The 13,060-nt window shown below is 69.2% G+C and carries 8 protein-coding genes; 2 read left to right on the top strand and 6 right to left on the bottom strand.

Annotated features, from left to right (window positions below):
- Positions 1–3 precede the first annotated feature (3 nt).
- From LMU33_RS27280 to LMU33_RS27270, 3 genes are read right to left on the bottom strand one after another with little or no spacing between them, the layout of a single operon-like run.
- On the bottom strand, positions 4–486 hold the full coding sequence (locus tag LMU33_RS27280; RefSeq protein ID WP_228623255.1) for a poly-gamma-glutamate biosynthesis protein PgsC/CapC: 483 nt from the start codon (positions 484–486) through the stop codon (positions 4–6).
- On the bottom strand, positions 483–1,754 hold the full coding sequence (pgsB, locus tag LMU33_RS27275) for a poly-gamma-glutamate synthase PgsB (protein WP_228623254.1): 1,272 nt from the start codon (positions 1,752–1,754) through the stop codon (positions 483–485). The genes LMU33_RS27280 and pgsB overlap by 4 nt, the downstream gene beginning before the upstream one ends.
- Positions 1,755–1,760: 6 nt before the next feature.
- Positions 1,761–4,019 (bottom strand): HAMP domain-containing protein, encoded by a 2,259-nt coding sequence (locus LMU33_RS27270; RefSeq protein WP_228623253.1) that lies wholly within the window; start codon positions 4,017–4,019, stop codon positions 1,761–1,763.
- Positions 4,020–4,456: 437 nt separating this feature from the next.
- Here LMU33_RS27270 and LMU33_RS27265 point away from each other — a divergent pair, with 437 nt between their 5' ends.
- On the top strand, positions 4,457–6,445 hold the full coding sequence (locus LMU33_RS27265; RefSeq protein ID WP_308280811.1) for an RICIN domain-containing protein: 1,989 nt from the start codon (positions 4,457–4,459) through the stop codon (positions 6,443–6,445).
- Between the two features lie 399 nt (positions 6,446–6,844).
- Here the strand turns inward: LMU33_RS27265 and LMU33_RS27260 are convergent, their stop codons facing one another.
- The 3 genes from LMU33_RS27260 to LMU33_RS27250 form a co-directional block, all read right to left on the bottom strand.
- Entirely contained in the window at positions 6,845–9,280 is a 2,436-nt protein-coding gene (locus LMU33_RS27260) for a non-reducing end alpha-L-arabinofuranosidase family hydrolase (RefSeq protein ID WP_228623252.1), read from the bottom strand.
- A gap of 188 nt (positions 9,281–9,468) precedes the next feature.
- Positions 9,469–10,254 (bottom strand): hypothetical protein, encoded by a 786-nt coding sequence (locus LMU33_RS27255; RefSeq protein ID WP_228623251.1) that lies wholly within the window; start codon positions 10,252–10,254, stop codon positions 9,469–9,471.
- Complete coding sequence (locus LMU33_RS27250; protein ID WP_228623250.1) at positions 10,251–10,781, bottom strand: SigE family RNA polymerase sigma factor; 531 nt, start codon at positions 10,779–10,781, stop codon at positions 10,251–10,253. The genes LMU33_RS27255 and LMU33_RS27250 overlap by 4 nt, the downstream gene beginning before the upstream one ends.
- 494 nt (positions 10,782–11,275) lie before the next feature.
- Here LMU33_RS27250 and LMU33_RS27245 point away from each other — a divergent pair, with 494 nt between their 5' ends.
- Positions 11,276–13,051: an LPXTG cell wall anchor domain-containing protein gene (locus LMU33_RS27245; RefSeq protein ID WP_228623249.1), complete on the top strand. Its 1,776-nt coding sequence runs from the start codon at positions 11,276–11,278 to the stop codon at positions 13,049–13,051.
- Positions 13,052–13,060 lie beyond the last annotated feature (9 nt).

Here is a 13,060-nt window from a genome sequence, read left to right as displayed (position 1 = left end):
GGCTCATGTCGTGGGCAGGGCGCCCAGCAGCAGCCCGGACACCAGAATCACGTAGGCGGCGAACGTGACCGTGCTGGTGGAGAGGACCGTCGCTGTCTTGGGCTGCCTCTCAAGCTGGTAGGCGATGAGACCGGGGACGATGAATCCGAGGGCCTGATGGGCGAACAGCAGGGGGAACTGCTGCTGGAGCAACAGGGAGAGCCCGGCCTGGAGCAGGACGCCGGTGAGCACGACGGCGGCGAACAGCCGCTTGCCGTAGAGGATGACGAAGCGCTGCAGCAGCTTGGTCAGCAGGTAGGTCACGGCTGCCACGCCCGCGACCATGGCGGCGCGCCGCAGATCGTCGACGAGGGTGAGGGCGAGCCAGCCGGGGGTGATCATGCCGCCCGGCGACAGGTTCGTGGTCAGGTAGCACAGGAGGGAGAACACCAGACCGAGTGCGATGCCGATGGCGGCGATCTGCGGGGTGACTACTGCGGGGATCAACGGGGTTCTCCATGGGAGGGGCTGGGGTGGGCGCCGGACGATGTGAGGGCGTCGCTCGGGTCGGCGGGGTCGGCGGCGGCGTCGGGATGTTCGGGCTCGAGTGCCGTGAGCCGCTCCAGGAGGAGTTCGCCCTGGCCGTGGATGTTGCCGATGGCGACGAGCGAGGAGTCCGGACCCAGGTGAGCCAGCAGATCCGTGGTGAGCCGGTCGGGGTCGCGGCGGTCGCCGCCGAGATCGACGACGTTCCCGGTCCAGTGGGTGGGTATGGCGTCGGCGGCCGACTTGGTGGGGTGGCCGATGAGGAACACCGTCTCCGGGTCGAGCCGGGGGATGAGCGCGCCCATCTGCCCGTTGCGCTCCACACGGTCGGGACGGCAGTTGACGACGACGTGCAACGGACGGTGGATCGCGCCCAGTTCGAGCAGCTGCTCGATGTTCATCAGCGTCGACTCGGGGTCGTTGGCGGCGAAGACGTTCGCGAAGCGCAGCCGCTTTCCGTCATGGGTGCGGTACCGCTCGACGGACAGCACACCCGGGTCCGGTGGCGCCTCGTACATTCCCTTCAGCGCGGTCGCGCGGTCGACGCCGAGCAGTTCGGCGACCGCGAGTGCGATGGCGACGTTCTCCTTGAAGGTGAACCAGCTGAAGCCGCGTAGTTCCTCGTCGGTGACGCTCTCCGGGTCGGCGTAGATCAGCTCGCAGTTCCGGGCGTCGGCCTCCTCCTGGAGGATGGGGAAGCGTTCCTTCTCCGCGGTGACACAGACGCCGCCCTCCGGCAGGGACCGGCACAGGGAGCGGGCCACATCGTCCAACGTCGGGCCCATCTCGGCGAGATGGTCCTCGCGGACGTTGCAGAGCACGCCGATGGTGGAGCGGATCAGCTTGGACTGGTTGATCTCCTGGAGTGCGGGCATGACGGCCATGCACTCCATGACCAGCACATCGGGTCGGTAGCCGGCGGCCCGCCGGACGATGCCGATCTGCTCCACGACGTTGGCGATGCCGAACTTGCGGTAGACCGGCTCTTCGGTGGCATCGGGGTGGATGAACCGGGCCGCGGTGCCCGTGGTCTTGGCGACGGTCACCAGGCCGCTGCCGCGCAGCGCGCCCGCGCACAGCCGGGTGATGGAGGACTTGCCGCGAATGCCGTTGACCAGCACTCGGGTGGGTATGGCGGCGAGATTCGCGTCATGACGGCGCTGTTCGACGATGCCTGCGACGAGCAGTCCGGCGCAGCACGTCGCAAGGACGCAGTACAGGAAGAGCACGGCGGGTCAGCTCCTGGGACCGGGGCCGGACGGGGAAGTGGAGGGGGTGGGCGCCCCGTCCGGGGAACCGGGCGCGGGCGGTGCGTCGGTGCGGGGGAGTCGCTGTCTGATCAGTTCGAGGCTGCGGGCGAGGGATCCCACCTCGTCGTGATAGCGCGGGTAGAGCACCGTTCTGCGGTCCCCAGCTGCCAACGCCTCGGCATGCTGGGCGATTTCGCGCAGCGGTCGTACGACGACGAGGTGCAGCCAGCCGAGGCAGAGGGCGCCCGTCGTCAGTCCCAGCAGACCGACGAGCATGATCCGACGCTGTGCCTCGTACTCGGGCAGCCCGATCCAGAACACCGGCCTGATCGAGGCGACCTTCCAGCCGAGTGCGCTCGCGACGCCCAGCTTCTCGTTGAACGGCGCCACTGCGGCGACCGCCGGATTCCTCCAGCCGAGCAGCAGCTCGGCGGAGCCCTTGGTCGTACGGACGGCCTTCAGCTGAGCCCGCAGCCGGCCGTCGGAGACCCGCCCGAAGGCCACGAACCCCTTGTTTGACGCGATGACCCGATGCGCGGAGTCCACCAGCCACACCGAGCCCAGACCGGGTCGGCTGAGGATGCCGACCAGGTACTGGACCTTGAACTCGCCCACGACATAGCGGCGTCCGGCCCCCGCCGGCGCACCTTCGACCGGCCGAGCGGCCACGGCGGCGAGCACCGGTTCCTTGCCGGAGGTGTTCGTCTGCATGACCCCGGGCCTGATGCGGACCTTCTTCGGGGTACGGGGTTCGCCGCCGGCGTGGACGAGGATCGCGCCGGCGCCGTCGACGACGTACAGAGACCGGTATCGGCCGTGCTGCTCCAGGGATCTGTCGAGGATCTCGCGCGCCTCCTGCGGCCGGGAAGCGTCGATCACGGTGGCGAGATCGGCGAGATCCGCGTATCCGTCGTTGATCCCCCTACGCACGCGGTCCGCCGTCGTCTCGGTGCGTTGCCGCTGGTCGTCGGTGATCAGTCGGGGTACGACCGCAGCTGGGTGCGGCCAGGTGCTGCCGAGCGTCAGCAGCATCGACGCGGGCCAGGCCAGCAGAGCGAACGCGCACACCACAAGGACGGTGCGCAGTCCGAGCCGACGCCGGCCCTTGCCGGTCCCGGGCAGAACACGCCCCTTGGCCGGTGGCTGCGCGACCACCTCCTGCGACGGCCCGCCCCTGCCACGGAGTTGACGGCGCAGTGCCTCCAGCGCGGCGCCGACCCGGGCGGGTTCCCCGAAGCGGGGCACGTGGACGGGAGCCGTGAGGTCGCCCGAGCCGAGCCTCCGCGCTTCGCGACGCAAGCGCAGCACAGGCCGCTGCACCACCATGTGGAGGGCGGACGTGACCCCGGCCGCGAGGGCCAGGAGCACGGCCGCGGCGAGGAGGGCGAGCCGAAGGTCGCCGGTCCCGGCCCCATGATGCTCGGTTCGCACCGTCGTGACGACCGTCAGTCCGAGTGCGCTGCTCGGACTCTGTTTCGTGGCAAGACCCCGGGCCACTCCGGCGTACCCGACGGCGGTACGGGTGTTGCCGTCCGCTGCCCCGACGAGACTGCCGCTCGGACCGTCGAAGCCGCCGGCAGCGGCGGTGTCCGACGTTCCCTTGCGCTGCGCCTCGCGGGCGGCGGTGCCGGCCAGCGCCTTGGCCCGGTCAGTCCCGGATCCCGGCCCCGTCGAGGTGAGAGTGGCCCCGTCGCGGTCCACGACGTTGAGCGTGTGATTCCTGCCGACGGAGATGCCCGGCAGCTTCAGGCTCTGGGAGGCGACGAGCAACTCCTGCCTGCCGCCTTGCGACAGCGTCGCAAACACCAGTAGCCGGATGACGCCCGAGTCGTCCCGCACCAGCCTCGGAGGCGGGTTCGCCGGCAGCCCACGCAGATCCACCTTCCCGAGCGGTACGGCCTCCCCGTGTGAGGCGAGCAGCCGACCGGTGGGCAGGTCGACGACGGCGGTACCGCGCCACTTGCGGTAGGCCCGGTCGAGGCGGGTCAGCATTCCGTCCGCCGGTACGGACGTGGAGCCACCGAAGTCCGCGGCCGCTGCCCGCAGATCGGTGACGCTCTGGTCGACGGCGCCCTGCAGCGCCACAGCCCCGTCCTCGGCGATGTGCTGCTGGGAGCTGAGGACGGCCTCGGGAACGCCCCGTTCGGCATCGCTCCCGACGGCGAACACCGTCAGGCCCGCGACGAGCGCCAACAGAACCGGCAGGGCCGCCAGTGGCGGCCGCACACCTCCCAACACAGCCATGTCCGCCCGACGCAGAGCCGGACCCCGCGTGGATATCGGGGATCGAGTGGTGGTCAAGAAGCATCCTTTCCGAGCTCTGCCGAGGCCGCGTGAAGCAACGAACAGAAGTTCTTGACCTGCCTGACGACGGAAATGCTTGGCCGGTTTATCAGGGAGGTGTGACGGCGCTCACCCATCGGCGACAATGCGCCGTTTCGTGCATGGGGAGGAAGAGCTACATAACCGCTCTGACCTGCTTGTTTGCAAGGCGCCAGCATCCGATTCGGTGGCTGAAACGCTCGATTGACAACATCAGCGAGGATGGTGAATTCAGGCTTCACGAAATGTGCACAAATTGCGATGGGTCACCTGCAGGCGAGACGATAATTGCCCGCAGGGACTATTTTGCATTTCTGCTGCCTTGCCCATCCCGCAGTCGGCTGCCCACACCCCCGCCGATGGCGGGGGTGTGGGCAGCTGTCCGCATCTGCGACGCGCCCGCCTCTTCCGCCCGCCTCTTCGACGAAGGCGGTCGGGGCCTCCTCATCGTCGCTCAGCTCTCACAACAGATCTTCGCGGCAACCTTTTCGGCCTCTCGGACCACTGAGTGTTGTCCGGCCAAGTGGTCCGGTCAGATGCAACGGCTGAAGGAGAGCACAGACATGTCCCTTGAACGAGAGCACAGACATGTCCCCAGCCCACCCACGTCATCGGTGGCATCCCGCGCCGGCAGCCGCCGTGCCGACGGGCGTGCCCGCGGTGGTCGCCCGAAGCATCGTGGCCGTCGGTTGCTCGCGCGTCGGGGTTTCTGGGCGGGCCTCGTCATGGTGGTCGTGGCCGGCTCCGCCGTTGTGGTCAGCCAGGCTTCGGCGCAGCAAACCCTGGATCTGAAGAAGTGGTACGTGCTGGTCAACCGCAACAGCGGCAAGGTGCTGGACGACCGCGGCTTCGCCACGAACGACGGCGCTGCGGTGGTGCAGTGGGCGCGCCACGGCGGGGCCAACCAGCAGTGGCGGTTCTTCGACGCGGGTGACGGGTACTACCGGCTGCAGAACCGGAACTCCGGCAAGGTGCTGGACGACCTCGGCTGGTCGAAGACCACCGGCTCCGCCATCGTGCAGTGGAAAGACCTGAACGGCACCAACCAGCAATTCAAACTGGCCAAGTCGCCGGACGGCTACGTGCGTTTGATCAATCGCTTCAGTGGCATGGCCGTCGAGGTCCACAACGCCGCCAGGGCCGACGGGGGCGACGTCGTCCAGAACCGCGACCGGGGCGGCGCCGATCAGCAGTGGCAACTCGTCCCGGCCGGGAGTGTCGGCACGCAGCCGTCGTCAGCACCGTCTCCCGCGGCCGGTGGCGGCAGCTCGACGACACGTTTCATGGGTAGCAGTACGGTGCTCATCGGCGGCTCGATGACTGACGCCTCGGCGGCCGCCGCGCCGTTCGACGTGCGGTACGCCTATGTGCACAGCCAGCCCGCGCCCTCGTCGGCCTACTACTCGGCATCCCTCTGCCAGGCCGCGTGGTCGAGCTGGTGGGGCTGCTGGAACGGCAGCACCACGGCGCCCGGCACATACGTGACCTGGCGGGACACCGTGGCGGCCCACGCGACGTACAAGGGCAGCCCGCGCCCGCAGAAGATGCTCTGGACCTGGTACTCGTTGCGCGACCTCGGGGATGCGGCAGGCCAGGGCGACGGTCCGGGCGAGGTCAAGGCCATCAACAGGCTCGACCTGCTCACCCGGTACATGAACGACTACCGTTTCTTCCTCCAGAAGATCGGCACGTCGCACGACGCGATCGACCTTGAGCCCGACTTCTGGGGCTACGTCCGGTCGCTCGGCGATCCGCACCGGGTTGCCGCACAGGTCTCGGCCGCCAACCCGACCGATTGCGGATCGCAGGAGAACAGCGCCGCCGGACTCAGCCGCTGCCTGATGTCGATGGCGCGCAAGTACGCGCCGAACACCGCCGTGGGGCTCCACCTCACCTGCTGGGACTGGCAGACCAACACCCAGGGATGTGTCAAGGACTACGCGACCCTCGGGGCACAGAACGCCGACTTCCTGGTCACCGATGTGTCGGACCGCGACGCAGGCTGGTACGCACAGCCGGCCCACGGCGGCCGTGACACCTTCTGGACCGACCAGAAGGCCGCCGCCGCGCTGAAGTTCTACAAGACGATGGCCGAGTCCGTGGGCAAGCCGGTGGTCCTGTGGCAGATCCCCGTGGGCAACATGGCGCAGAACAACACTCTCAACCATTACAAGGACGACAAGGTGGACTGGTTCTTCGCGCACATGGACCAGGTCGCGAACGCCCATGTCGCCGGCCTGCTCTTCGGTCCAGGGCAGCAGGAACAGACAACGGCCGAGTCCGACGGCGGAAACCTGATCCGCAAGACGATCGGCTATCACAACTCGGGCGGTACAGCGCTCAAGTAGGCGAAGGCACGAATGCGCCCCCATCTCTCCGATGGGGGCGCGTTTGTCATCTTCGTCGGGCTGAGGACTTCTCGGCCGGCGCCGGCCATGCCGCCGTCGGTGCGGGCGTCGATCGAGGCGGCCTTGGCGAAGGGGATGATGGTGCTGACAGGTGACGGCAGAACGCCGATCCGGGACGTCGGCGCCCACGCCGCGCAGGATCGGGAGCACACCCATCTGCCGGACAAGCCTCGCCGGGCCTCCGCCTGGTTCCCAAACGATTGGAACCCCAGCCGGCGCACGGCTGGGGTTCCTCGAGGCGGTGAGTATCGGTCAGCGGGTGGAGGTGCTCACTCCGTGGACCGCTCGTCTACGTGCCGGTGCACCGCACCCGGTCGCGATCACCGTTGATCAGGCGGGTCAGCGCTGCAGGGTGAGGACACCCGGCCGCCAGGGCAGTCGGTCGTAGGGGCCGCTCGCGGTGGGGGACTTGCCCTGGTAGAGGAACTGCAGGTTGCAGGGGTCGATGGTCATGGTCTGGTCGGGGTTGGTGCGGACCAGGTCGCCGTGGCTGATGTCGTTGGTCCAGGTGGCACCGCTGTTGGCCTTGCCCGCGAAGGGATTGCTCTCGCCGGCGGCCTGCGGGGTCCACGGACCGCTCAGGCTGGAGGCCGTGAAGGAGCGGAAGTAGCGCTGCTCGTTCGCACCCCGCGCCTCGACGATCATGAGGTACTGGTTCTGGCCCTGCACCTTGTAGACCTGCGGCGCCTCGAACAGGTTCTTCACCGTGTCGCTCATGACCGTCGTGTAGGACGAGCCGAAGCTGCCCGGGAAGTTCCCGATCGGCATGCTCGCCCGGTAGATCTTGCCGTTGTCACCGGCGAAGAACAGGTAGATGTTCTGGTCGTCGGCGATCAGTGTCTGGTCGATCGGGCCGGTGGGAGATTCAGTCTTGGGGATGCTGCCGGTGAACAGCGGCTGCGGCGCGGACCAGCCGTCGGGGTCGGTGGGGTCGCTCGACGTGCGGTAGACGAAGGGAGACGCGCCCCACTGGGACGCCAGCACCCAGATCTTCTTGGGCGCGAAGTAGAACAGCGTGGGCGCCACCGCGGACTGGCTCATCCCGGCCTGGCCGGCCGACGCCATGTCCGACCAGTTCGTGAAGGGCCTGAACATCATCGAGCCGTACGACGATCCCGACACGCTCGACGCATACACCAGGTGCTTGCCGTTGTACACCACGTCGGTGAAGTCCTTCACCGCGTCCCACCCGTTCGCCGGCTGCGCCAACGCACCCGTCGACGTCCACCGGTACGTCGACGGAAGGGCACACGCGCCGCCCGCCGGAGCAGGCGCCGAAGTCCTTAGGTTCCAGTGCTGGTGGGCGCCGCCGCCCGAGTCCCAGATCTGGACGGGAGTGCCGTTGGCGGTCCGGCCGCCGGGGATCTCCAGCGCCCGGCCGCTGGCGACGTTGGTCAGCGTGTAGGAACCGTCACTGTTGCGGCCGGCCCGCCAGTGCTGGTTGGCACCGCCGCCCGAGTCCCAGACCTGCATCCTCGTCCCGTTGCCCGTCTGGTTGCCCGGCTCCTCCAGTACCCGGCCGCTGGCGACGTTGGTCAGCGTGTAGGAACCGTCGCTGTTCCGGCCGGCCCGCCACTGCTGGTTGGGGGCGCCGCTGGCGTCCCAGACCTGGAGCGGGGTGCCGTTGCCGTTGTATCCCGCGGGCTCGTCGAGAACGCGTCCGGCGGCCACGTCGGAGAGCGTGTAGACCGCGCCGGAGGTGATGCCCCCGCCCGGCGTGCCGCCGCTGCTGCCGCCCAGGGCGGTGAGCACCGCGTTGTAGGCGGGTTTCTTGTTGCCGCTGCTGTCGAACAGCAGCGGGTTCTCGCCGGTGCGCCACGAGTCGCTGTCCCTGATCCCCCACACCGTGATGCCCGTGCAGCGGGCGACGTTCATGCACGCCTGGACGGCGTTGGTGTACGCCGTCGGCGACGCCTGGGCGATGTCGAGTTCGGTGATCTGGACGTCCACGCCGAGGGCGGCGAACTTGGACAGAGTGGTCTGGTAGCCGGCCGGTGGGCCGCCTGCGCCGAAGTGGCTCTGGAAGCCGACGCAGTCGATGGGCACACCGCGGGACTTGAAGTCCTTGACCATCGCGTAGACACCCTGCGTCTTGGCGTCGGTCCAGTTCTCGATGTTGTAGTCGTTGTAGCAGAGCTTGGCGGAGGGGTCGGCGTTCCGGGCGGTGCGGAAGGCTTCCTCGATGAAGCCGTTGCCCAGCACGTCCTGGAAGACCGAGCTGCGGTGCTGACCGCTGCCGCCGTCGGCGAACGCCTCGTTGACCACGTCCCAGGCGTAGATCTTGCCCTTGAAGTGGGTCATCTCGGTGGTGATGTGGTGGTCCATCACACTGCGCAGGGTGTTGGCGTCGGTGATGGACTTCACCCAGCCGGGCAGTTGCGAGTGCCACACCAGGGTGTGGCCGCGCATCCGCTGCCCGTGCGCGGAGGCGTGGCCGACGATCGAGTCGGCCGGGCCGAAGTTGAAGGTGCCGCGGGACGGTTCGGTGGTGTCCCACTTCATCTCGTTCTCCGGGGTGATCATGTTGAATTCCCGGTCGAGAATGGTGGAGTACGTCGAGTCGCCGAGCCTGCCCGAGGACACCGCCGTACCGAAGTAACGGCCGCTGCCGGCCGCTGCACCGGCCAAGGTCGGCGTGCGGGCATTCGGCGTGTGGGCGGCCTGGGCGACCAGCGGTACGGCGGCACCCGCGGCGGCGAGGACCACGGCGGCGGCGAGCACGCGGCGGGTAGCCGGACGGCGGCGATGAGAGCGGTTCTGATCTGACAACGGCATGTCCTTCTGGCACAACGGGCCCTGATCCGGCCCTGGTTACCCGCCAGTTGCCGCCACGCACACAAAGGTTGCCGCGATCGAGGGAAGAATTTTCACGGCCGCCGTCACTGTCCCCGCCGAGTGCCACTACTTGTTCTCCCATCGAGCTGTGCGGCAAGGGGCCTCGTCCCCTTGCCGCACAGTGGCGTTCACCGGGTCGGGACGAACCCTCCCCGGACCGACGCGGAGCCGCCCGAACCCTGCGCGTCGACGCGGTAGCCGTCGCCCGCGGCGCTGCGCACGCCGGTGCCGTTGTTGAACTGGGCGGCAAACTCATAGCTCCCGGCCGGCACGGTCAGGCCCGGCTTGAGGACCCAGCGGTAGACCAGCGTGCCGCCGGCCTCCTGGGTGGTGACGGTGAAGTCAGCGCTCGGCAGGGTCTGCCAGGTGCCGGTGTTCTTCACCCCGCCGGTCTGCACGATCCGCATCTCGATCGTGAGCGAGGTGAGCGGCTGGGTCGTCTTGAGGGCGAGGTTGCTCTGCGTCCAGTAGACGGTGCTGTGCGGGTCCACCGAGCCGGCCGACCACAGCGCCCCGTTCTGGCTCTCGCCGGCGGACGGTGATGGACTGGCGGTCGGCGGAGTCGGGCGTGAGCTGCCCGGGGTGGTGGCCGGGGCCGGCGCGATGGGGGTGGGGCGGCCCGATGTCGGGTGCGGGGAGCTGACGGTCGGGGACGGGGTGGCAGGCGTGGTCACGGTGGCCGACGGCGACGAGTGCGCGACGATGGCGGCGACGGCGAGGCCGCCGGTCGCCAGGATGCCGGTGGCGGCGAGCCCGGCGAGCGCGACCCTGGTACCGGACCTCGCGAACGGCCTGGCGCGGTGGCGGACGGCGGGGCCGGCCATGCCGCGTTGCACCCGGGCCAGCATCCTCGCACGGTCGGGCCGGTGGGCCTCGGCGGCCTCGCGCAGCCGACGGGCGATCTCCTCGTTCACCGGTTCCTCCTCCCTGCCACCAGGTCCCCGACCGCTCGCGCGCCCAGTATCCTTTCCAGCTCGGCCATTCCCTTCGAGGTCTGGCTCTTCACCGTACCGACCGATATGCCCAGCGCTGCCGCCGTGTCCTTCTCCGACAGGTCGAAGGCGTGCCGCAGCACCACGCAGGCGCGCTTGCGGAACGGCAGCCGGGCGAGCGCCGCGCGGACGTCCAGCACGGCCGCCATGTCCGGCCCCTCCACCTTCTCGGGGCTGCGGGACCAGAACAGCGTGATCCGGAGTCGCTCGCGCACCGCGCTGCGGATCCGTCCGCGCGCCAGGTTGGCCACCACACCTCGGGCGTAGGCGAGCGGGTGGTCGGCCTGCCGCAACCGGTCCCAGCGCTGCCACAGGGCGACCAGGGCATCCGCCGCGAGGTCGTCCGCCGCGTCGGTCTCGCCGGTCAGGAGGTATGCCAGACGGGCGAGTTCGGCATAGTGGCGTTCGAAGAATTCGTGGAACTCCGCGGACGCGTCATCGAGGAGCATCCCCCGCCCTCTCCTGGCAATGATGTGCGCGTTAGTTGCGCGTTTAACAATGGGGGCGCAGCCTAACAGTGCCCAGCCCGGGATCCGAACGGCGGTCGTGCTCGGTTGCGGGCCGGTGAAGGCTGACACCGATTCCGCTCCCGGGGGGGACGGCACGCCGGCACACCGACGACCAGCAGCGCCAAGGGAATGCCCGTGACCAGTCCGCGCCTGCGCCACGGTTGCGGCGCGGCGTGCTTCGTTGCCCTCATGCCCGTCCATCCGGTAGTCCGACTCGGCCTTCCGGCTCCCAGTTGCCGCAGGAGACGAGAAGGTTGCCGCCCCGACGCTGTTTTCTCGGCCCCCGGTGCACGGCACCAAAGAGATCTGAAGAACACCGGATACGGCGGCAACCTTTCCACCCCGCGCGGCCACCTAGGGGTGCACCAACCACGGCGAGCGCAGTCAGCTGCACCACGCCGCCCGTATCCACGCACTCCGATCGGGAGCCACACGTGTCACCTGACGACCCGACAACCACCGAGCAGCCGATGCCTCGAGGCCGTACGCACCGCCGTAACCGCACACGCCGCCGCATGGTCGCGGGCGCGGTGGCCGCACTCGTGGCCGGCGCCGGTGCCGGCGCCCTGGCACTCAGCGCGGGCGCCGCGCCGGCCGTCGACATCACGGTGGATGCCGGTACCTCCCTGGGCACGGTGCCCAGCACCGGCGTCGGCCTCAACACCGCGGTCTACGACACCTACATGAACGACCCCTCGGCGGCGTCGCTGATGAAGGCCGCCGGAGTCCGGCAGCTGCGCTTCCCCGGCGGCTCGGTCGCGGACGCCTACCACTGGAAGACCCACACCGTGACCGGCGGCAGCTGGGCCGCACCGGGCACCGACTTCGACCACTTCATGGCCACCGCGAAGAAGGTCGGCGCCCAGCCGATCATCACCGCCAACTACGGGTCCGGCACCCCGCAGGAGGCCGCCGGCTGGGTCAAGTACGCCAACATCGACAAGCACTACGGCGTGAAGTACTGGGAGATCGGCAACGAGGTCTCCGGCAACGGGTACTACGGCAGCAAATGGGAGGTCGACAACCACGCCGACAAAAGCCCGAGGGAGTACGCGAAGAACCTGCTCGCCTACGCGAAAGCGATGAAGGCCGTGGACCCGAAGGTGAAGATCGGGGCGGTGCTCAACACACCGGGCTCCTGGCCGGACGGGGTGAAAGCTGCCGGCGACGACGCCGACTGGAACCACACGGTGCTCTCCATCGCGGGCAAGTCGATCGACTTCGTCATCATCCACTGGTACCCGAACGGTGCCGGCACGGCCGACATCCTGAAAACCCCCGCCCAGATCGCCGGCACCACCTCCGCGGTGCGCTCGCTGCTCCACACCTACGCAGGCCCGCACGCCGCCTCGGTGAAGATCGCGGTCACCGAGACCTCCAGTGCCATGTCACCGGCCCAGACCAGCCAGGCCGCGGCTCTGTTCGCGCCGGACACGTACATGAGCTGGCTCGAACAGGGGGCCGTCAACGTCGACTGGTGGGACCTGCACAACGGGCCGGGCAAGCCCACCACCGTCAACGGCGAGACCGACTACCAGGACGGCGGCGTGCTCTCCGTCGGAGGATGCTCCGGCGGGACCTGCGAACCGGCGCGCGAGACGCCCTTCCCCACCTACTGGGGCATCCGCTCGCTGACCTCACTCGCGCAGCCCGGCGACACCATGGTCAAGGCGTCCTCGGCCAACCCGTCGGTCGCCGTGCACGCGGTACGGAGCAGCAACGGCGGCCTGAACGTCATGCTGATCAACAAGAACCCGCAGAACGCGGCACAGGTGTCGCTCTCCTACACCGGGTACACCCCGGCCCGAGGAACGGTCAGGACCGTCTCGTACACCAAGGGCGGCACCGCCCTGACCACGGCGACGCGAGGAACGGCGGCCGCACAGACGCTGCCCCCGTACTCGATCACGACTCTCCAGCTGAAGCCCTCGTCCGCGACCACCCGCACCGACACCCCGTCTCCCGCCCCCACACCGACCGCCGCTGCCCCGGTTGCCTCCGCCTCAGGCACGAACGGCACCCGAGCGCAGGCCACGGCGGCCGGCGCACCCCTCGGCCGACCGGACCGGAGCAACACAGCCGGCGGCCTGGCTTCCACCGGGATGAGCAACGCTGTCACCTATAGCGCCGTCGGCGGCCTGCTGGCCCTCGCTGCAGGCTCCGTGCTGGTACTTCGCGTACGCCGCAGCAGGACTTCGCGCGGCAGGTGACCCACATCA

The sequence above is a fragment of the Streptomyces barringtoniae genome (assembly GCF_020819595.1).
GTDB lineage: Bacteria > Actinomycetota > Actinomycetes > Streptomycetales > Streptomycetaceae > Streptomyces > Streptomyces barringtoniae.
The sequence above is the reverse complement of the archived record's forward strand: the minus strand, read 5'-3'. Positions and strand labels throughout refer to the sequence as shown.

Excerpts from the sequence above, each read along its gene's own strand:
- LMU33_RS27270 (WP_228623253.1), bottom strand. The coding sequence starts at position 4,019 with ATGGCTGTGTTGGGAGGTGTGCGGCCGCCACTGGCGGCCCTGCCGGTT.
- LMU33_RS27265 (WP_308280811.1), top strand. The coding sequence starts at position 4,457 with ATGGCGGGGGTGTGGGCAGCTGTCCGCATCTGCGACGCGCCCGCCTCT.
- LMU33_RS27260 (WP_228623252.1), bottom strand. The coding sequence starts at position 9,280 with ATGCCGTTGTCAGATCAGAACCGCTCTCATCGCCGCCGTCCGGCTACC.
- LMU33_RS27250 (WP_228623250.1), bottom strand. The coding sequence starts at position 10,781 with ATGCTCCTCGATGACGCGTCCGCGGAGTTCCACGAATTCTTCGAACGC.